The sequence below is a fragment of the Pseudonocardia sp. DR1-2 genome, from assembly GCF_023717215.1.
GTDB classification, from domain to species: domain Bacteria; phylum Actinomycetota; class Actinomycetes; order Mycobacteriales; family Pseudonocardiaceae; genus Pseudonocardia; species Pseudonocardia alni.
This window is the reverse complement of record NZ_JAMQOF010000008.1, coordinates 35,835-55,446: the sequence shown is the minus strand read 5'-3', so window position 1 is coordinate 55,446 and position 19,612 is coordinate 35,835. Positions and strand designations below refer to the sequence as shown.

At 75.1% G+C, this 19,612-nt stretch carries 19 protein-coding genes; 9 read left to right on the top strand and 10 right to left on the bottom strand.

The genetic code is table 11. From position 1 onward, the window contains the following. Window positions 1-32: 32 nt before the first annotated feature. From ND486_RS22710 to ND486_RS22700, 3 genes are read right to left on the bottom strand one after another with little or no spacing between them, the layout of a single operon-like run. Window positions 33-1,373 carry an MFS transporter gene (locus ND486_RS22710; protein WP_251786515.1) on the bottom strand — a complete coding sequence of 447 codons (1,341 nt, stop codon included), beginning with the start codon at window positions 1,371-1,373 and terminating at the stop codon, window positions 33-35. After that, window positions 1,370-1,816: a RidA family protein gene (locus ND486_RS22705; protein WP_251786514.1), complete on the bottom strand. Its 447-nt coding sequence runs from the start codon at window positions 1,814-1,816 to the stop codon at window positions 1,370-1,372. The genes ND486_RS22710 and ND486_RS22705 overlap by 4 nt, the downstream gene beginning before the upstream one ends. After that, entirely contained in the window at window positions 1,809-3,446 is a 1,638-nt protein-coding gene (locus ND486_RS22700; RefSeq protein WP_251786513.1) for a gamma-glutamyltransferase, read from the bottom strand. The genes ND486_RS22705 and ND486_RS22700 overlap by 8 nt, the downstream gene beginning before the upstream one ends. Window positions 3,447-3,663: 217 nt before the next feature. On the opposite strand from ND486_RS22700, the gene ND486_RS22695 reads away from it, so the two are divergent. The 5 genes from ND486_RS22695 (at window position 3,664) to ND486_RS22675 (ending at window position 8,304) form a co-directional block, all read left to right on the top strand. After that, the gene (locus tag ND486_RS22695) at window positions 3,664-5,310 is read left to right on the top strand and encodes a hypothetical protein (RefSeq protein WP_251786512.1); all 1,647 of its coding nucleotides are present in this window, start codon (window positions 3,664-3,666) and stop codon (window positions 5,308-5,310) included. A 234-nt stretch (window positions 5,311-5,544) separates the two neighbouring features. Continuing rightward, a complete protein-coding gene (locus tag ND486_RS22690) occupies window positions 5,545-6,285 on the top strand; it encodes a TenA family transcriptional regulator (protein WP_208826639.1) in 741 nt (246 codons plus the stop codon). A gap of 62 nt (window positions 6,286-6,347) precedes the next feature. Continuing rightward, window positions 6,348-6,689, top strand: coding sequence for a Rieske (2Fe-2S) protein (locus tag ND486_RS22685; protein WP_251786511.1), 342 nt, complete (start codon window positions 6,348-6,350; stop codon window positions 6,687-6,689). Next, window positions 6,689-7,915, top strand: coding sequence for an NAD(P)/FAD-dependent oxidoreductase (locus ND486_RS22680; RefSeq protein ID WP_251786510.1), 1,227 nt, complete (start codon window positions 6,689-6,691; stop codon window positions 7,913-7,915). Before ND486_RS22685 ends, ND486_RS22680 begins: the two co-directional genes overlap by 1 nt. A gap of 11 nt (window positions 7,916-7,926) precedes the next feature. After that, window positions 7,927-8,304, top strand: a complete 378-nt coding sequence (locus ND486_RS22675; protein WP_208826643.1) for a non-heme iron oxygenase ferredoxin subunit — start codon at window positions 7,927-7,929, stop codon at window positions 8,302-8,304. Window positions 8,305-8,941: 637 nt separating this feature from the next. Here ND486_RS22675 and ND486_RS22670 read toward each other — a convergent pair. Together ND486_RS22670 and ND486_RS22665 are read right to left on the bottom strand one after the other, a co-directional pair. After that, window positions 8,942-9,472 (bottom strand): carboxymuconolactone decarboxylase family protein, encoded by a 531-nt coding sequence (locus ND486_RS22670; protein ID WP_251786509.1) that lies wholly within the window; start codon window positions 9,470-9,472, stop codon window positions 8,942-8,944. Window positions 9,473-9,485: 13 nt separating this feature from the next. Then, window positions 9,486-10,211 carry an alpha/beta fold hydrolase gene (locus tag ND486_RS22665; protein WP_251786508.1) on the bottom strand — a complete coding sequence of 242 codons (726 nt, stop codon included), beginning with the start codon at window positions 10,209-10,211 and terminating at the stop codon, window positions 9,486-9,488. A 163-nt stretch (window positions 10,212-10,374) separates the two neighbouring features. On the opposite strand from ND486_RS22665, the gene ND486_RS22660 reads away from it, so the two are divergent. Beyond that, window positions 10,375-11,298 carry a LysR family transcriptional regulator gene (locus tag ND486_RS22660; RefSeq protein ID WP_251786507.1) on the top strand — a complete coding sequence of 308 codons (924 nt, stop codon included), beginning with the start codon at window positions 10,375-10,377 and terminating at the stop codon, window positions 11,296-11,298. 37 nt (window positions 11,299-11,335) lie between these two features. On the opposite strand, the gene ND486_RS22655 is transcribed toward ND486_RS22660, so the two are convergent. The 3 genes from ND486_RS22655 to ND486_RS22645 all read right to left on the bottom strand — a co-directional run bounded on the left by ND486_RS22655 (window position 11,336) and on the right by ND486_RS22645 (window position 14,069). After that, window positions 11,336-12,097, bottom strand: coding sequence for a helix-turn-helix domain-containing protein (locus tag ND486_RS22655; RefSeq protein WP_251786506.1), 762 nt, complete (start codon window positions 12,095-12,097; stop codon window positions 11,336-11,338). A 219-nt stretch (window positions 12,098-12,316) separates the two neighbouring features. Further along, on the bottom strand, window positions 12,317-13,051 hold the full coding sequence (locus ND486_RS22650) for a MerR family transcriptional regulator (protein ID WP_251786505.1): 735 nt from the start codon (window positions 13,049-13,051) through the stop codon (window positions 12,317-12,319). A gap of 55 nt (window positions 13,052-13,106) precedes the next feature. Beyond that, the gene (locus ND486_RS22645; RefSeq protein ID WP_251786504.1) at window positions 13,107-14,069 is read right to left on the bottom strand and encodes a helix-turn-helix transcriptional regulator; all 963 of its coding nucleotides are present in this window, start codon (window positions 14,067-14,069) and stop codon (window positions 13,107-13,109) included. An 86-nt stretch (window positions 14,070-14,155) separates the two neighbouring features. On the opposite strand from ND486_RS22645, the gene ND486_RS22640 reads away from it, so the two are divergent. Genes ND486_RS22640 through ND486_RS22630 form a run of 3 tightly spaced genes read left to right on the top strand, consistent with a single transcriptional unit; the run spans window position 14,156 to window position 16,880 of the window. Next, the gene (locus ND486_RS22640; protein ID WP_251786503.1) at window positions 14,156-14,599 is read left to right on the top strand and encodes a cupin domain-containing protein; all 444 of its coding nucleotides are present in this window, start codon (window positions 14,156-14,158) and stop codon (window positions 14,597-14,599) included. Between the two features lie 44 nt (window positions 14,600-14,643). Next, entirely contained in the window at window positions 14,644-15,579 is a 936-nt protein-coding gene (locus ND486_RS22635; RefSeq protein ID WP_251786502.1) for a ketopantoate reductase family protein, read from the top strand. Beyond that, window positions 15,576-16,880 carry an aspartate aminotransferase family protein gene (locus tag ND486_RS22630; RefSeq protein ID WP_374231627.1) on the top strand — a complete coding sequence of 435 codons (1,305 nt, stop codon included), beginning with the start codon at window positions 15,576-15,578 and terminating at the stop codon, window positions 16,878-16,880. The genes ND486_RS22635 and ND486_RS22630 overlap by 4 nt, the downstream gene beginning before the upstream one ends. 45 nt (window positions 16,881-16,925) lie before the next feature. On the opposite strand, the gene ND486_RS22625 is transcribed toward ND486_RS22630, so the two are convergent. After that, the gene (locus ND486_RS22625; protein WP_251786501.1) at window positions 16,926-18,461 is read right to left on the bottom strand and encodes an acetyl-CoA acetyltransferase; all 1,536 of its coding nucleotides are present in this window, start codon (window positions 18,459-18,461) and stop codon (window positions 16,926-16,928) included. Next, entirely contained in the window at window positions 18,458-19,585 is a 1,128-nt protein-coding gene (locus tag ND486_RS22620; protein ID WP_251786500.1) for a nitronate monooxygenase, read from the bottom strand. The genes ND486_RS22625 and ND486_RS22620 overlap by 4 nt, the downstream gene beginning before the upstream one ends. Window positions 19,586-19,612 lie beyond the last annotated feature (27 nt).

The window sequence follows — 19,612 nt, the reverse complement described above, 5'->3', positions numbered from 1 at the left end:
CGTCGCCCGCGCGCGACGGGGGCCGTCCCGCGTCAGCGGACGCGACCCGCGAACGACACACCCAGCGCGACCAGCGCGCAGCCCGCGCAGACCAGCGCGACCACGACGGTGGACAGGCGGTCCGCGGGCGCGTCGCCGACGGCCAGCGCGACCACCACGCCCCCCAGTGCCGCACCGACGAAGCGCAGCGCGTTGAACACCCCCAGCCCGGCCCCGGAGTCCGCCTCGCGCGCCGAACGCGCCGCGCCCGCCGCCGCCGGCGTCTGGGTCAGCGCCATACCGACACCGACCACACCGCACACCACGGCCAGCGCCACCGGGCCGGCGCCCCGGCCGACCGCGACGGCCAGGCACGTCTCGGCGGCGACGAGCACACCCAACCCGTGGCGCAGGGCCAGGCGGGGCCGCCAGGCCTCGGTCAGCCGCCCGACGACCGGCGCCAGCACCGTCATCACCGCCGGCACCGCGACGACGAGCAGACCGGCCTCGGCGGTCGACATCCCGCGGGAGGTCAGCAGGTACAGCGGGACCACCAGCAGCGTCGCGGTCAGGCACAGCATCTGCGCCAGTGCGGCGACCGCGGAGCGGGCGAACCGGGCCTCGCGCAGCAGCGACAGGGGGACGAAGGGCTGCTCCACCCGCCGTTCCACCACGACGAAGGCGACCAGCGCCAGTACGCCGGCAGCCACCGGCACCCAGACCGCGGGGGAGGAGGGGCCCGCCGCGGCCGCCGTCGCGGCACCCCCCAGCAGGCCGAGCGTGCCGAGTGTCGACGTGAGCGCCCCGGAGACGTCGAGCCGGACCGGCCGCGGGGCGTCGCGCTCCAGCAGCCGGGCCGCACCCGCGAACGCGACCAGCGCGAACGGGATGATCACCACGAACACGCTGCGCCATCCGGTGGCGTCGGCCAGCACCCCGCCCACCGAGGGACCGGCCGCCTGGCCCGCGCCGTTCGCGGCGGCCCACCAGGAGACCGCGCGGGCCCGGTGCTCCGGGCCCGCGGTGGTCGTGAGCAGGGCCAGGACGGTCGGCAGCACCAGCGCACCGGAGAGCCCCTGCACCGCACGGAACGCGACCAGCGCCGACAGCCCGGGAGCCAGGGCGGCGCCCGCCGCGCCCACGGCGACCCCCACCATCGACACCAGGAACAGCCGGCGCCGCCCGACCCGGTCCCCGAGCCAGCCGGCCAGTGGCAGCATCGCCGCGCAGGTCAGGTTGAACGCGACGACGACGAGGCTGCCCGCCCCGAGCGGGGCGCCCAGGTCGGTCACGATCCGGTCCAGCGGCACCGTCACCAGCGTGTTGGCGATGGTGCTGGCGAACGTCCCGACGACGAGGTACACCGTCGCCGGCGCCGCCGCCGGGCGGGTCACCGGGGTCGGTCCGGGGCGAGGGCGACGACGAGCGCCACCTCCACCGGGGAGCCCCCGGGCAGCGAGCACACCCCGACCGCGGCACGGGCGGGGAGCCCGTCCTGACCGAAGTGGTCGGCCAGCACCGCGGACGCGCCGTCGGCCACCGCGGAGTGCGCTGTGAACGCGTCGGTGCACGCGACCCAGACCGTCATCGCGACCGGGCGCAGCAGGGTCCGGCCGGCGCATGCGGCGGCGTCGGCGCAGGCGGCGAGGGCGTTGCGGGCGGCGAGACCGGCCGCGTCGACGGCCGTGGCGAGGTCGGTCCCGGCCCCCACCCGGCCGGTGACGAGCAGGACCCCGTCGCTGCGGCGGGGCGTCATCCCGGCGCTGTGCGCGGCGTCGCCGTGCACCACCGCCGCGACGTAGCGACCCCGGGGCGCGGGTGCGGCGGCCTCAGACACCGAGCGCCACCCCCTCCTGGCGCCCGTCGCTGCCGCCGGCGAGACAGCCGGTGTCCGGGTCCACCGACACGACCTGCGCGCTGCCGCCCGCACCGTGGTCACCGACCCCGACGACCCGGTGCCCGAGGTCGGCCAGACCCGCGAGCACGTCCGCGCCGAGCCGGTCCTCGCACCGCAGCTCGGCGGGTCGGCCGAGGTCTCCGGCGTCGCTGCCGGGGAACACGGTGAACCGAGGGGCGTCGACCGCGTCCTGTGGTCCGGCCCCGTGGTCGAGCAGGTGCGAGAGCAGCTGGGTGTTCCACTGGACCTGCCCGTCACCGCCGGGGGTGTTGCCGACGTGGCGCAGCCGGCCCGCGTCGTCGGTGACGATCCAGGTGTTGAGCGTGTGCAGGGGGCGCCGCCGCGGCCGCACCTCGTTGGGGTGCCCGGGGATCGCGTACGCGCCCCGGCCGAGCCGGTTGTTCAGCACGACACCGGTGCCCGGGACCGCGTGCCCGGAGCCGAAGGTGAACGCCAGCGACCCGATGAGACCGACCGCGCGTCCGTCGCCGTCGACGGCGACCATCGAGGTGGTGTCCCCGTCCGGACGGGCGCCCGCAGGATCCGGCAGCGGACCGGTCCCCAGCAGCTCACGACCCCGGGCCAGCAGCACCGGGTCGAGCCTGCGGTCCGGGGCGGGCCGGTCGGACCCGGCGAGCCGGAACCGGTCGTCGAAGGCGATCCGGGCCGCCCCGGCCAGCCGGTGCACGGCGTCGACGCCGAGGGGCGCCCCGGCCGGACCGCCGGGGCCCAGCAGACCGTCGCAGAGGGCGAGCTGGTCGAGCACCATCCAGCCGGGCGTCGGCAGCGGGGTCTGGTGCACGACGTGGCCCGCGTAGCGGGTGGAGACCGCGTCCTCGGCGACGACCCGGCCGGACTCGGCCCACTCGTCGCCGGAGAAGGGGGCGCCGCCCGCGACGAGGTCCGCGACCGCCCGGTCGGCGAGCGCCCCGGTGTAGAACGCGGCCGGGTCCCGGGCCAGCATCGCGACCGTGGCCGCCAGCCGCGGGTGGACCAGCCGGGTCCCGACCCGCGGCGGCCGGCCACCCGGGAGGAACGCCGCGGCGGTGTCCGGGTCGGCGGCGAGCCGGTCGCGGTGTCCGGCGATGTCGTCGCGGGTCCGCGCCGTGCAGGGCAGCCCCCGGGTCGCGATCCGGACCGCCGGTTCCCACAGCTCGGGCAGCGGCCGGGAGGCGCCGTGGGCGTGCAGGGCGGCCAGCGCCGCGACCGCACCGGGCGCGGTCACCGACGACGCCCCGTACCGGGGGAGCAGCCGTCCGGACCCCGCGCGGCGGTGGTGCTCCGGTGTGCCGCCGTCGGGGCCGAAGCCGCTCCCGCAGAACGCCCGGACCCGGCCGTCGGGGTCGCGGACCAGGACGAACGCGTCGCCACCGACGCCGCACTGGCCGGGCAGGGCGAGCCAGGCCACGGCCGCCATCGCGAGCGCGGCGTCGACGGCGTTGCCACCCGAGGACAGCACCTCGGCGCCGGCCCGGCTGATCGCCGGATGGCTGGCGGACACCATGCCGTCGGCGCCGAGGGCGGGGACCCGGGTGGACGGGGGGAAGGACGCGGGCGCGAGGACGGTCATGCGCGGGACCCTCCCCGCGCGACGACCCGGCGCCTATGGCGAAGGTGCACACCGGCACGGCCCCGAGGTGGGCATGGTGCCGTAACAGCACGGTGCACAATCGGAAACCCGCTGCCTGTGCACTGTGGGCCTTCTCGGGGTGGCGACGGGGTGTGAGTGTGTTCCGTCACACCACCACCACACACCACCGCCGGATCCCGGCGGGAAGGAGGCCGCAGTGGCCTTGTCTGCTGCGCACTGGGTCTATCTCGGCGGGATCGTGCTGATCCTCGGCACGACGATCGCCCGGAGGAACGTCCTCGTCCCGGCACTCCTGGCGACGGTCGCGACGGCCGCCGCGATGACGGGTGACCCCGTCGTCGCGATCCAGGCCCTGTTCAACGCCACGCTCACCGCCGCATCCGAGCTGTTCAACATCTTCCTGATCATCGCGATGGTGACGGCGCTGCTCGGGACGCTGCGGGCCATGCACGCCGACCAGCGGATGGTCACGCCCTTCCAGAAGGTCATGCGCGGCGGGTGGTCGGCCTGGACGGTGCTGATCGTCGCGACGTTCGTGATCAGCCTGTTCTTCTGGCCCACCCCGGCGGTGCCGCTGATCGGGGCCATCCTGGTGCCGGCCGCGATCCGGGCCGGGCTCCCCGCGATGGGCGCCGCGATGGCGATCGCGGTGGCCGGGCAGGGCATGGCGCTGTCCAGCGACTACGTCATGCAGGTGGCGCCCGGACTGTCGGCGACGGCCGCCGGTGCGGACCCCGGCCGGGTGGCCGACATCGCGCTGCTCCTGTCGCTCGTCACCGGCGGCACCGCGCTGACGATCATGGGGCTGATGCTGGCCCGCCAGATGCGGACGCCCTCGGACGCGTTGCTGGAGGAGTGGGAGTCCGGTGTGGTCACCGGGCCACGGCCGTCGACTGGGCTGCTCCGGCGGCTGCGCCGACGGTTCGGCGGAGGTCCCGGCGCCGCCGAGCCGGTGACGGTCGTCGAGGAGGTCGAGGAGCGTGTCGCGGTGGGGGTCGGCGGACCGCCGCCCGCGTCCGGCGACGTCCCGCACGTCCCCGGACCCGCCGGCCCCGCCCCCGGCGACGGCCCCGCCACCCCCGGCCCCACCACTCCCGGCCCCGCCCCGGACGGCGCCCCCGACGACCCGCGCACGCAGCGGCTGGCCCGCGTCTTCGCCGTCGCCGTGCCCGCCGCGTTCGGCCTGATGATGGTCTACCTCGTGCTGGGTCAGGTCGGTGTCGTGCCCGCGGTGCAGAGCGGGTCGGCGGCGGCCCTGGTCGGCGGGCTCGCGACCGTCCTCGTCGTGGTCGCCTGCGTCGCGCTCGACGGCCCGCGGGCCGCGCTGACCTCGGTCGGCGAGCACGTCACCGACGGACTGGTGTTCGCCTTCCGGGCGATGGGCGTCGTCCTGCCGATCGCGGGGTTCTTCTTCCTCGGCAACGCCGAGTTCGCCGGCCGCATCCTGGGGCTGCCGGACGGGACCCACGCCCCCGGCCTGCTGGTCGACCTCGTCGTCGCGGCCGAGCGGTTCATCCCCGGCAACCCCGTGGTCATGTGCTTCGGGGTGCTCGTGATCGGCCTGCTCTGCGGGCTGGAGGGCTCCGGGTTCTCCGGGCTGCCGCTGACCGGGTCGCTCGCCGGTGCGCTCGGGCCCAGCGTGGGGGTGGACCCCGCGACGCTGGCCGCCGTCGGGCAGATGGGCTCGGTCTGGGCAGGCGGTGGTGTCCTGGTGGCCTGGTCGTCGCTGCTCGTCGTCGCCGGGGTGACCCGGGTCCCGGTGATCGAGCTGGCCCGGCGCTGCTTCCTGCCGGTGATGGCCGGGCTCGCGGTCTCGACCCTCGTGGCGGCCCTGCTGCTCTGAGTCCCCGCGGCGCCCACCCGGCCCCGGTCCCCGCAGCGACGGTCTGCGGGGACCGGGGCCGTCGTCGTGCGCCCGCCCGCCGGCGGTGCCAGTGCGTCCTGCTGCAACTCCTCGCCGATCCTTGTGCTGTCTGACCAGGGAGGACGGGGGTGCCGACGCCTAGCGTCGAGGTCACCGGAGAGGCGGAGCGACGCCCCCGGTTCCACCCCACATCCCTGATCTGGAGGGTTCGTCATGACCCTGACCGTGGACGAGACCGCAGGCACCCCGGTGCCGGGTCTGCTCTCCCGCGAGGACTTCCGGGCCGCACTGGAGGACGCCATCAAGGGCCGCGAGGCCAAGAACGCGTCGTTCTCCCAGGCCTGGGCGGACGGGACGCTGACCCGCGAGCACTTCAGCCGGTGGGCGGAGAACCACTACCACTACGTCGGGCCGTTCGCCGACTACCTCGGCTACATCTACGGCAACACCCCCGACCACTGCACCGACGCCAAGGACTTCACCCTCCAGAACATGTACGAGGAGGAGCTCGCCGACATCCGGCACACCGACCTGCTGATCCGGTTCGGCGAGGCCTGCGGCACGAGCAGGGAGCGCATCGAGAACCCGGACAACATGAACGCGGTGACCCGCGGGCTGCAGTCCTGGTGCTACGCCGTCGCGATGCGCGAGCACTTCGTGGTCGCCACCGCGGCGCTGGTCGTGGGGCTCGAGTCGCAGGTCCCGGGCATCTACCGGAAGCAGATCGTGCCGCTGCGCGAGACCTACGGGTTCACCGAGGACGAGATCGAGTTCTTCGACCTGCACATCACCTCCGACGAGGTGCACGGCGAGCGCGGCTACCAGATCGTGCTCGACCACGCCGACACCCCCGAGCTGCAGCAGCGCTGCCTGCAGTTCGTGCGCTGGGGCGCGGAGATGCGCTTCTCCTACACCCGCGCGCTGTACGACACCTACGTCGCTCCGTCCCTCTGACCGACCACCGCGACGGGCGCGCACCCCGCGCGCCCGTCGCGGCCCGACGCCCGGGAGTGCACGTGAGCGACATCGAGACCACCCGGTGGGTCGCCACCGTCCCGCTCGCCGACCTGGCCCGCCGCCGTCGCCTCCGCGTGGAGGTCGACGGCAGGCCGGTCGCCCTGTTCCTGGCCGGGGACCACGTCGTCGCGCTCGACGACGTCTGCATCCACAAGGGACGGTCCCTGGCCCGGGGCGTGCTGTGGCAGGGCCGGGTCGTCTGCCCCGCCCACCAGTGGGCCTTCGACCCCGTGACCGGCCGGGCCGACGGACGTGACGAGTGCCAGCCGGTCCACGACGTCCGGGTCGTCGACGGCGTGATCCACGTCGACGCCCGCCCCCGCAGCCAGGAGGAGAACTGATGTCCGAGCCGGTACGCAGCCTCGTCACCGTCGGGGCCGGGCAGGCCGCCGTGGCCACCGTCCGGATGCTCCGCCGTCGTGGCTTCGACGGCCCGCTGACGGTGCTGTCCGACGAGCCGCACCTGCCCTACCAGCGGCCGCCGCTGTCGAAGGAGTTCCTCCGCGGCGAGGCCGGCTCCGCCGACCTCGTGCTGCTCGACGAGACCTGGGCCGCGGCCCACGACGTCGAGCTGCGGACCGGGGCCGCCGTCACCGCCGTCGCGCCGGGCCGGGTGGAGCTGGAGGACGGGTCGCACCTGGGTGCCGACGCCGTGCTGCTGGCCACCGGGGTACGGGCCCGCACGCTGCCCGGGGTGTCCGGCGACCGGGTCGTGCACCTGCGGACCGTCGGCGACGCCGTCCGGCTCCGCGACGCCCTGCCCGGGCTGCGGCGGCTCGTCGTCGTCGGCGGCGGGCTGATCGGCGCCGAGGTCGCGTCGTCGGCGCGGGAGCTCGGGGTCGAGGTCGTGGTGCTGGAAGCCGGACCACTGCCGATGCTCGGTGCGCTCGGGCCGGACATGGCCGCGTTCTGCGCCGGGCTGTACCGCGACCACGGTGTGGACCTGCGGTGCGGCCAGGAGATCTCGGCCGTCTCGCCGACGGCTGCGGGAGTCGTGGTCGAGACCTCGTCCGGACCGGTGGAGGCCGACCTCGTCGTCGTCGCGGTGGGGTCGGTGCCCCGCGACGAGCTCGCCCGCGCGGCGGGGATCGCCGTCGACCCGGTCCGCGGGGGAGTGGTCGTCGACGAGCTCTGCCGGACCTCGGCTCCCGGCGTGTTCGCGGCCGGGGACGTCGCCTGCCGTGCCGTCGGTGACGGGTTCGTCCGCGTCGAGCACGTGGACAACGCGACGACCCAGGGCGGGACCGTCGCCCGGGCCCTGCTCGGGAAGGCGGTGCCGCCGCCGGAGGCGCCGTGGTTCTGGTCGGACCAGTTCGACCTCAACCTGCAGGTCGTCGGACACGCCCCGGCCGGGGCGGAGGTCGTGGTCCGCGGCAGCGTCGCCGACCGCGACTTCACCGCCTTCTACCTGATCGACGACCGGGTGCGCGCCGCGTTCTGCGTCGAGCGCGGCGGTGACGTCCCGGCCGTCCGGGCCCTGCTCGCGCTCGACGCCCCGGTGCCCCGCGCACAGCTCGCCGACGACGACCACGACCTGTTCGACCTGCTCGACACCATCAGCGCCTGAGGAGAGACGCCGTGGACTTCCACAAGATCGCCCGTTCCGGTCAGGTCCCCGAGGGGGTCGTCCGCCGCTTCTTCGCCGGAGAGGTCGAGGTCGCCGTCTCCCGCTCCGACGGCGAGGTGCACGCCACCTCGAACTACTGCAGCCACCTCGACTGCCTGCTGTCCAGCGGCAAGGTCACCGACGAGGGACTGCTGTGCTCGTGTCACGGCAGCGTCTTCGACTACACCTCCGGCGAGCCGCTGTGCCCGCCGGCGACCCGGCCCATCACCGTCTTCCCGGTCCGGGAGGAGGAAGGCGCCATCTGGGTCGGCGTCGACGACGAGCTCGCCGAGGCGGCCATGCGCCGGCGTGCGGTCGGGGCCCGCAGGCTGGGCGACGCGGCGGGCTGATCGCTCCCGCCGGCAACCGGTCGTGAGCCCGGAGACGATGATCGTGTCGGCGTAGGACTGCGCGGAGGGCGACGGTGCTTCCGGGTAGGAGGTCCCGAGCGTCTCGCCGGCGACGACGACGGGGTCGGCATCGATCATCACGAACGCGACCGTGGCCGGTCGGGTACCGCGATTGACCCACGCGTGACCGGAGCCCCGCACGATCGCGCAGTCACCGGCGGCGAGGCGGACGGAGCGGCCGTCGTCGAGATCCAGATCGATCTCGCCGGTGAGGATGATGTCGTAGTCCACGGTCTCGGTGCGGTGGAAGACCGGGGCGTTGTCGACGGGGAACTGCGTGACGCGGAAAGCGGTGCCGTGACCGTTGCCGACGAACAGGTTGCGGTGGCGTGCGAGGGCGCCCTCGGCCTGACCGGTCGACGCCGAGGGCGAGTTGTCCACCGGACTGTCCGAGGTGGTCCACATCTCGCATCCGGTGATGTCGAGGTGGGGCCACGGGGCGACGGCGGTCAGGGTCTCGTCGGCGGTGACGACCGACCGGCCGTGGTCGTCGTGTTCGACGACGACGCGGCGAGCGGCGAACGACATGGGGTGTGCCTCCTTCATGCGATGGTGGTCAGCGGTCGGGAGCGCGACGTCAGTGCTCGTGGGTCCAGCTGTCGGGCTCCGGGTCGAGGTCGACGTCCAGGACGACGGTCAGGAGCGCGACGGTGATGTAGTGGCCGACCAGGACGATGACCGTGGTCAGGTCGCGATCGGACAGGACGGCGCGGGTGGCGTCGAAGAGCTCGTCGCCGACCGGGCCGCCGTCGACCAGCGCGTCGACGAACCGCAGGACACGGGCGACGCCGTCCGGCAGTCCGTCGTGATCACCGGCTTCGATCGCGGCGATCGCGTCGTCGCTCCAGCCGGTCAGGCGGGCCTGGTCGAGGTGCTGCATGCGCTCGTAGGCGCTGCCGGTCAGAGCGGCGACGCGGAGGATGACCCCCTCGCGCAGGCCGGCATCCAGGCCGGAGGTGCGCAGCGCGTTGGCGGTGGCCGGGAGCGCTTCGGACAAGCGGGGATCCAGCAGGGTCAACGTCCGGGTCAGGTTGGACGGGAACCGTTCGTACTGCGCCCGTTGTCGGGAGTCCATGTCCTCGACGTGGACGAGCGGGATGCGGGCCATCGTGATCCCCCGATCAGGCGACGGTGTCGAGGAAGTCGGTGATGTGCCGGGTGACGACGTCCGGTCGTTCCAGGGGCGCGAGATGCGCGGTGTGGGGGACGACGCGCAGTCGGGCGTCGGGAATCCTCTCGACCAGCAGCCGAGCCGAGGAGACCGGGGAACTGGAGTCGTGTTCGCCCACGATCGCCAGGGAGGGACATGCGATGCCGGGCAGCTCCTCGGTGATCTCGAACCCGGCGATCATCTCCCACATCGCGGCGTGGATGAGCGGATCGTCGCCGAGGACGGTCGTGGTCACCCGCTCCAGCAGGTCGGGTCGCTCGATCCGGGTGGCCGGGGTGAACCAGTGGTCGAACAGCGACTCCAGCACGGCGGGCATGCCGTGCTCGCGGGCGACGCCGGCCCGGGTGCGCATGGCTGCGCGCCCGGCGGGCGCGAACGACGACGCCGTGTCGATGAGGGTCAGTGACGCGACCGAGTCCGGCGCGGCCAGTGCGGTGGCCTGGGCCAGCATCCCGCCCAGCGACAGTCCGACCAGGTGCACCCGGTCCACCTGCGCCTGCTCGAGGACGGTGCGGACGAACTCGACCATCGTGCCGATCGTCCAGTCCTCGGGCACCCCGGATGTGCGCCCGTGGCCGGGCAGGTCCGGGGCGATCACGTCCCGATCGGTCCGCAGCACCTCGATCTGGCGGTCCCAGTAGCTCAGGTCCAGGCCCGCGGAGTGCAGCAACACCACCGGTGTGCCACCCCGCGGACCGGTCCGCACCACATTGGACGAGCGCGACATCGCTGGTCTCCTCTTCTCGGCTACCGCACCATGCTGCGCCCGTCGTTCTATCGATTCCAACGAACGTTCGCGATACTTTTGATCGCTCTGGTGCATGAATGCGGAGGCGGAGATGGAGCTGCGGCAGCTGGAGGCCTTTCTGGCCGTCGTCGACGAGGGGACGTTCACCGCGGCCGCAGACCGGTTGCATCTCGTCCAGTCCGCGGTGTCGGTGGCCGTCCGCGGGCTCGAGCGCGAGCTCGGGGTGGGCCTGTTCGATCGCACCACCCGCCGCGTCCGGCTGACCGAGGCCGGTCGGGCGCTCGTCGAACCCGGGCGGGCGACGCTGGCCGGGGCGGCGGCCGCGCGCGACAGCGTGGCCGAGGTCGGCGACGGCACACGGGGCACGATCCGGATCGGGATCATGCACGCGCAGCCCGGCGTCGACCTGGCCGCACTGCTCGGTGAGTTCCATCGTCGACGGCCCCGGGTCCGGCTGCTTCCCGCGACCTCACCCCAGGGCTCCGAGGGGCTGGTTCGCGATGTCGTCGAGCACCGCCTCGACCTCGCGATCGCCGCGCTCGACCCGTCGTCGCCGCGACCGGAGCTGCACGTCGACGAACTGTCCCGGGAACCCATCCGTCTGGCCTGCCCGCCCGAACATCCGCTCGCCGGCCGCAGCCGGGTCGATCCCGTGGAGCTGAGCGGCGAACCCTTCATCGACGTGCCGCTGGGGTGGGGCAGCCGGGCCAGCGTCGACCGGTTCTTCGCCCAGCGCGGGATCGACCGCGATGTCGTGGTCCAGGTAGGGGACGTCGCCACCGTCACAGCGCTGGTTCACGCCGGGCTCGGCATCGCCCTGGTGGCGCCGTCCTCGGCGCCGGAATCCGTCCGTGCGCAGCTGATCGAGCTCGAGCCGCACCCGTCGTTCCGCGTCTGCATGATCATGCGCCGCGACCGGCCCCGATCCGCGGCCGTGTCCCACCTCGTCGATCTGGTCCGCGCGCGCCATCCCTCGTCGGAGGCCGTGACCCCGGCGGGTCCGCCCCGCGCCTGAGCCGGGCCGACGGCGGCCGACGCGGTGGCCCGACGCCTCAGATCCGCGGTGTCCCCGCGTCGTCGCCCGGCTCGGGGAACGGTCTCGGGCCCCGGGCCGCGATGACGAGCTGCAGGGCGAGCCGCAGCTCGGGGTCGGTGAGGTCGAGACCGGCCACCTCCTCGATCCTGCGGATCCGGTAGCGCAGCGAGTTGGGGTGCACGTGCAGGGTCGCGGCGGCCTTCCGCACGTCGCCGAACGCGTCCAGGTAGACCGAGAGCGTGTGCACGTAGTCGGTTCCGCGTTGCCGGTCCTGATCGATCAGGGGGGCGATGACCCCCTGCACGAGGGTGGGACGCCCGCGCAGCGCCTCGACGACCTCGGACACCACGATCGCGGCGCGCAGGCGGTCGAACGTGCCGGTACGGACATCCGTCGCGCGCCCGCGCAACACGCGCATCGCGTCGTCGGCCTCGCCTCGCGACTGCTCCGCGGCTCCCACTCCGCGGTGCACTCGTCCGGCGGTGGCCAGCGCCGTCACCCCCGTGCCGCGCTCGACCTGCTGCACGAGCCTGTCGAGCAGGTTGTCCACCGACTGCGCGGTCAGGGCCGGGTCGGCGTGGAGCAGGTAGACCTGCTGGTCGATGCTGCCCACCAGGCATCCCGGCAGGTGCAGCTCGGTATGGAGGGCGAGCGCCCGCACCGCACGCGACCGCATCGCGACGGCTTCGGCGGTCGTGTTCTCCGCCTCGGCGGAGGCGGAGAAGGTCAGCACGATCGTGGGCACCGTCGCCTCGTCGACCTTCAGGTGGTCGGCCACCCGGGACGCCAGCAGGCCCCCGGCCAGGAACTGGCGCAGCAGCTGCCCTCCCGGATTCTCGGTGAAGGCCTTGCTGCGGCGGGCCAGCTCGGGGGTGAGCTGGGCGGCGGTGTCCTGGGCGATGCGGGTGAAGTCGCGCTCGGGCCGGAGCCGCCGGACGACCCGGCACCGCGGGCGGGCGTCCGTGCCGCGAGCTGCAGCCCGGCTGAGGCGGGTGGGTCAGTCCGCGTCGCGCTCCGCGGCGAGTGCCTTCCCGGCGCGCACGAGCACGTCGAGCTGGGCGCGGTTGTACAGCTCCCGCATCGCCCGGCCGAGGGTCTGCTCCGCCCGCTGCTCACCGACGGGTGCGTCGGTGTTCGGCGCGACCAGGCCGGGATGGGTCTCGTAGAGCGCGCGCATGTAGGGCACCATCCGGTCGGCGAGCTCCTGGCGGGTGGCCTCGTCGGCGTCGGCCGGGAGCGTGTCGAACCGGTCCTGCGTCGGGTCCGGGCGGGCGTCGGCCAGCATGTCCGCGACGGCCTGCAGCCGCTCCGAGCCCAGCACCCGCGGCAGGACGAGGGTGAGCGACCGGTCGGCCTCGGACATCGGCTGGTCCGCGGCCGCGGCGAACTCGGTGGGCAGGTCGGTGGGCGCGGTACCGTCCAGGATCAGGGCCAGCTCGGTGCGGGCCTGCTGCAGCCGCTCGATGGTGGCGGCCAGCTCGGCGTCGAGCGCGCGGGCGGCCTCCTCCGGGTGGGCGTCGGCGTCGTTCATCTCGGAGATCTGGGCCAGCGAGAACCCGAGGTCGACGAGCCGCTTGATCCGCAGCAGCCGGACCAGGTGCGCCACCCCGTACTGCTTGTAGCCGTTCGCGCGCCGATCGGGCTCGGCCAGCAGCCCGATCTCGTGGTAGTGCCGCACCGCCCGCAGGCTGGTCCCCGCCAGCTCGGCGACCTCACGGGTACTCCAGGTCACGACGTCCCCCTCGTCCGGTTCCCGCTCCTTCCTGCAGCCTGCCGTATCCGGCGGGTCAGCGTCCCGAGTGGGCCTCGGCGTAGTGGTCGAAGAACAGCGCCGCGGTCAGCTCGCCGCGCCCGGACACCCCGAACTTCGCGAACAGCCGCTTGACGTGGTCGAGCACCGTGTACTCGCTCATCCCGCACTCGCGGGCAATCCGCCGGTTCGACGCGCCCCGGGCGAGCGCGGCGAGCACCTGCCGTTCACGCGGGGTGAGCCCCTTGCTGCGCACCACGAGGTCGGCGACCTGGTGCGGGCGCACCTCCTCCACCACGACGGCGAGCGCCCCACCCAGCGGCGACGCCCGGAACGACAGCCACCGGCCGTCGGTCAGCGGGACCGTGCCCTCGGCCGGCAGGCCTGCGGCCCGGCGTGCCGCGACCGCCTGCACCACCTGCGGGACGGCGTCGCCGCCCAGCAGGGCACGGGCGTCGTCGGACAGGTCGAGCACCCGGCCGTCGGCGTCGGTGAGGATCGTCCCGGCCGGGGCACCGCCGACCAGGTCGCGCCCCGTCCGCACCAGCGCGTCGCGCAGGGCCTCGCCGAGCGGGCGGGCGACCGCCGAGGCCGCGGCGACGTCCGCGGCGGCGAACGTGCCGCCCGCCCGCAGCAGCACCGCCGCGCCCCAGGTGGTGCGGCCGTCGTGCAGCGGCACCCGCATCTCGTCGGTGAACCCGCGCGGGGCCAGGACGTCGCGGTAGCGGGCGCTGGCCGCGGGGTCCCCGCCGGTGACGGCGCTGAGCGCCCCGGCCCGGCCGGTCGCGGCGACGTCGGTCAGCTTGAGCACGTCGTCGACGCGGTACTCGTTGTCGAACACCGCGTTCTCGAACGCCACGTCGCGCTCGGCGCCCACCAGCACGCAGTCCGACCACAGCAGCGTCGCCGGGTCCAGCACCGCCCACACCGCGAGGTCGGCGGGGACCCGGCGGGCGAGCGCCGCGGCGGCACGGCGACGCAGCTCGGCGTGATCGGCCACGGGGCCACCCCCCTGGAAGCAGGGATGGGACCGGCACCCGCCGCTCCCTACGGTCGTCCCAGCAGCACACCCCACAGGAGGCCGCCATGGAAGCCAGGATCATCACGACTGACGACGCCGACGCGTTCGGCATGCCGCACACCCGCGCCGTCCCGCTCGCGACCGGCGCCGACACCGGCGACGCCTGGGAGGCACTCGAGCTGACGCTGGGCCCCGGGGCCGCGTCGCCGCCGCACACGCTGTCCGCGGACAAGATGTTCTACCTGGCCGCGGGCGAGCTCGACGTCGACCTCGACGGCGTCACCCACCGGCTGCGCGCCGGGGACGTCGCACACGTCCCGGCCGGGGTGCTGCACCGGTACCGGGCCGACACCGACGCCCGGCTGGTCGTGCTGGTGACGGGTGCGACGCAGGTGCCGTTCCTGCGCGGGATGAGCGAGCTCGGGCGCTCCGGCCCGCCCGCGCCGGACGCGGTCGCCGCGCACGCCGCCGGGCACGGGGTGCGGATCGCGGCGCCGTCGGCGGGCTGACCCGAAGGTCCCCGGGATGCCAGACTGCGCCGGAGGAGGTCGGCATGGCGGTGGTGGTGATCGTCGGCTGCGGCGCGATGGGCTCGGTGTACGCCGGGCTGATGGCCGACGCCGGGCACGAGGTGCACGCCGTCTGCCGGCGCGCCGGGCACACCGCGGCGCTGCGGGAACGCGGCCTGCGGGTGACCGGGCACAGCGGTGACCGCACGGTCGCACTCGCCTCGGCGGTCCTCGACGCCGCCGACGTCGCCCTCGACCGGCCCGTGGACCTGGTGGTCGTCGCGACCAAGGCCTACGACGTCGCCGTCGCCGCGCGGTCGTGCGCGCACCTGGTCGGCCCGGGCACGGTCGTGCAGACCATCCAGAACGGTCTCGGTTCCCCGGAGGTCGCGGCCGCCGAGCTGGACCCGGGGCGGATCGCGGTCGGCGTCGTCGGCGGGTTCGGGGCGTCGCTGCCCGAGCCGGGCGTCGCGCACCACAACGGCATGGAGATGGTCCGCTTCGGCCCCTACGACGGGCTGCCCGCGGCACAGCTGGAGGCCTCGGCGGAGATCTGGCGCTCGTCGGGCTTCGGGGTCGCGCTCCACACCGACCTGGGCCGGATGGTGTGGGAGAAGCTGGTCATGAACGCGGCGTTCTCCGGCTCGACCTGCCTGACCGGTCTCACCATCGGCGGGGTGCTCGAGGACCCCGACGCCTGGGCCGTCGCCCGCGCCTGCGCGGCCGAGGCCGTCGCGGTGGCGGCGGCGTCCGGGGTGACCCTGCAGGTCGGCGACCCGATCGACCACGTCCGCCGGCTCGGCGGCGCCATCCCGCACGCCCGCCCGTCGATGCTGCTCGACGCGCTCGCCCGGCACCGCTGCGAGATCGACGCCATCAACGGGGCGGTGGCCCGCGAGGGCGCCCGGCTCGGCGTGCCGACCCCGGTCAACGACACCGTCGCCCGGACCGTCCGGGCCCGCGAGAGGACCTGGCTGTGACCGAGCACCTCATCCGCTACTCCGGCCGCGGGGGCTTCACCCCCGGCGTGATCGCCCGGGCCCAGGGGAGCACCGTCACCACCGAGGACGGCCGGGAGCTGCTCGACTTCACCTCCGGGCAGATGAGCGCGATCCTCGGGCACTCGCACCCGGAGATCGTCGCGACCGTCCGCGACCAGGTCGGCCGGCTCGACCACCTCTACAGCGGGATGCTGTCGCGGCCGGTGCTGGAGCTGTGCGAGCGGCTGTGCGCCTCGGTCGGCGGCGGACTGGACCGGGCGATGCTGCTGACCACCGGCGCGGAGTCCAACGAGGCCGCGATCCGGATGGCCAAGCTCGTCACCGGCCGGCACGAGATCGTCTCCTTCGCCCGGTCCTGGCACGGCATGACCCAGGCCGCGGCGAACGCGACCTACGTCGCCGGCCGCGCCGGGTACGGGCCCGCCGCCCCCGGCAACTTCGCGCTGCCGGTGCCCGACCGCTACCGCCCCGACCTCGTCGACGACGCGGGGGAGCTCGACTGGCGCCGCCAGCTCGACCTCGGGTTTGCCCTGATCGACGCCCAGTCCGTCGGCAGTCTCGCCGCCTGCATCGTCGAGCCGGTCCTGTCCTCCGGCGGGGTCGTCGACCTGCCGCCGGGCTACCTGGCGGCGCTGCGCGACAAGTGCCACGAGCGCGGCATGCTGCTGATCCTCGACGAGGCACAGACGGGTCTGTGCCGCACCGGCGACTGGTACGCCCACCAGCGCGACGGCGTGGTCCCCGACATCCTCACGCTGTCGAAGACGCTCGGGGCCGGCCTGCCGCTCGCCGCCGTCCTCACCACGGCCGCGATCGAGCAGGTCGCGCACGAGCGCGGCTTCCTGTTCTTCACCACCCACGTCAACGACCCCCTCCCGGCGGCGGTCGGGCTCACCGTGCTCGACGTGCTCACCCGCGACCGGCTCGACCTGCGCGCCCGCGAGCTGGGCACGCTGCTGCAGGACGGTCTGCGGGACCTGGCCCGCACGACCGGGACGATCGGCGACGTCCGCGGCCGCGGCCTGCTGGTCGGGCTGGAGCTGGCGGGCTCCGACACCGACGCGCTCGGGGCGGCCGTCACCGCGCGGTGCGCCGAGCTGGGGCTGCACATGAACATCGTGCAGCTGCCCGGCATGGGCGGGACGTTCCGGATCGCGCCGCCGCTGACCGCGACCGAGGCCGAGATCCGCCGCGGCGTGGACATCCTCGGCACGGCCCTGGGGGAGGTGGCTCAGCCCTCGACGGCGGCCGCACGCCGGTCCGGCGTCGCAGCGACGTGACGGCCCGCGCTCGGCGACCTCCCGGTCACGGGGCCCGGGTATCCGTCAGCGCGGCGTGACGATCGTCAGCTTCCCGTCGGGCCGGACCCGGACCGCCGCCCCGGCCGGGTCGCCAGCGAGCAGGTCCGGCAGCTCGTCGTCGCGACCGCATCCGATGAACCGCGCACCGCCGTCGTCGAGCCTGCCGACGACGACCGCGTGCCGGCTGCCGTCGCGGTCGTGGCGCACCGTCCAGGTCTCGACGGTCGCCGTGCCGTCGGCGGCGGTTGTCGTCGGGACGGTGGGAACGGCGTCGAGCCGGGCCTGGAGTGCGGCGCTGTCGTCGTCGCGCCAGGGGGCGGGGCGGGTGGAGTAGACCCCCGCGGAGTACTTGGACAGGAACCCGCCGTTCGCGCCGACCAGACCGTACGTGCCCGGGTCGGCCCGCAGGCGTCGCACGACCTCGGCGACCGCATGCATCGAGTAGTCGTTCCCCGGCCCGCCGAAGAACGGCAGCCCACCGGTGACGGTGAGCCCGCGGGGGTCGTCGGCGGCCAGCCCGAGGGGGTCGGCGACCGAGGACACCGCGATCGGGAAGCAGGAGTACAGGTCGATCGCGGCGAGGTCGTCCACGCGGGTCCCGGCGCGGTCCAGGGCGTGCCGGACGGCGGCCTCGGCGGCCGGGTAGGCGCCCAGGTCGGGGCGGTCGAGCACCGCGCGCTCGGTGAGGTCGGCGTGGCCGTGCAGGAACACCCACCGCTGCGGGTCGATCCCCAGGTCGTGGGCGGTGCCGACCGAGGTGAGGACGACCGCGGCGCCCTGGTTGACCTGGTCGCGCGAGACGAGGAACCGCGGGTACGGATCGGTGATCATCCGGTTGCGGTCGTCGGTCGTGACGAGCTCCTCGGGCGTTCGGACCCGCGGCGCGGCGGCGTGCGGGTGCCCGGCGGCGACCCGGGTGAACGGCGCGAACAGCTCGCCCATCCCGTGGGCGTGGGCGTCCCGGCCGAGGCCGAGCCGGGCGCGGCGGGCGTTCTCGCACAGCGCGTAGTAGGCGGCGGGGGAGAGCACGCCGTGCGCCTCGGCGACCGGGCTGCGCAGCTCCGAGCCGTACCCGCGGTCCTCCAGCGTGCCGCCGACGTGCTCGCCGTGGTCGGGCCGCTCGGCCTCGGGGCGCGACATCAGGTCCCGCACGGTCGACATCGCCTCGGCCCCGACGAGCAGCACCGCCCCGGCCTCCCCGCGGGCGATCGCGCCGGCGAACTCGCTGACGAGCCGTTGCGGGGACTGCCCGCCGACGACGTCGAGCACCGCCCGCCGCGGGTCGGCGCCGACGCGGCGGGCGACCGCGCGCGGGTAGTTGTCCGCCCGGCCCAGCGGCGCGACCGCCCCGGGCACCGACATCTCGAACTGCCGCACCCCCGCGACGACGGTCAGCGCCGCCGCCACCGCGGCCGGGTCCGCACCGGTGTCGGCGAGCGCCGCGGCGGCCGCGGCGGCACCGAGCCCGACCGGTGACAGCGCGGCGTAACCGGGCTCGCCGATCCGCTCGGAGGCCTCCCCGACCCCGACGACGACGGGTGTCCGCGGGTCGAGGCTCATCCGACCAGCCCCGCGAGCGCGGCGATGCGCTGCTCGCAGTCGTGCGCCATCTCCCGGGTGATCTCGCCCGCGCCGCGCAGCTCGGTGAACGCGCCGACGACCTGCCCGATGAAGAACGACTGCAGCTCTGTCGCGCCGGGGTTCCCGGCGTCGGCGGCGGCGTCGATGCTCGACCAGGCCTGCAGGGTCAGCAGCGGCTGCAGCGGCATCGGCAGCGGCGCCGGCGCGCCGGGTGCGGACCACGCGTCGTGGTAGGCGCTGCGCAGCTGCCGGGCGGGCTTGCCGGTCCGGGCGGGGGAGCGGACGGTGTCGCCGCTGCCCGCGGCGAGGAACTTGCGCTTCACCGACTCCGGCGCCACGTCCTCCACACTGGACAGCCACACCGAGCCGCACCACACCCCGGCCGCGCCGAGCGCGAGCGCGGCGGCCATCTGGTCGCCCGAGGCGATGCCGCCCGCGGCCAGCACCGGCCGGTCCCCGGCGACACCGACGATCTCCGGGGTCAGCACCGTCGTCGCGATGGTGCCGGTGTGCCCACCGGCCTCGGTGCCCTGCGCGACGAGCACGTCGACCCCGGCCGCGAGCTGCCGTTCGGCGTGCCGGCGGGTCCCGACCAGCGCGGCGACGACCGTCCCGGCGTCGTGCGCGCGCTCCACGAGGTGCGGCGGCGCGGTGCCGAGCGCGTTCGCGACGAGCGCGGGCCGGTGGGCGAACACCGCGTCGAGCTGGGCCTCGGCGCCGCGCCGGCTCATCCCCGCCGCGATCGCGTCGCGCCCGGGGTCGACCGGCACCCGCGGGATGCCGTAGCGGTCGAGCAGGTCGTCGACGAAGGCGAGGTGCTCGGCCGGGAGCTGCGCACGCAGCGCGGCGACGAGGTCCTCCCGGTCGGCCCCGGTGTCGGCGGTCTTCTCCGGGACGAGCAGGTCGACCCCGTAGGGCCGCCCGTCGAGCTGCTCCTCGATCCAGGTCAGCTGCGCGTCGAGCTCCTCGGCGGTGTAGGAGACCGCGGCGAGCACCCCGAACCCGCCGGCGCGGCTCACCTCGGTCACCACCGCGGGGGACCGGTTGAACCCGACGATCGGGTGCTCGACGCCCAGCAGATCGGTCAGCGCTGTCCTGATCACACCGGTGAGCGTATTACGGACGGACAC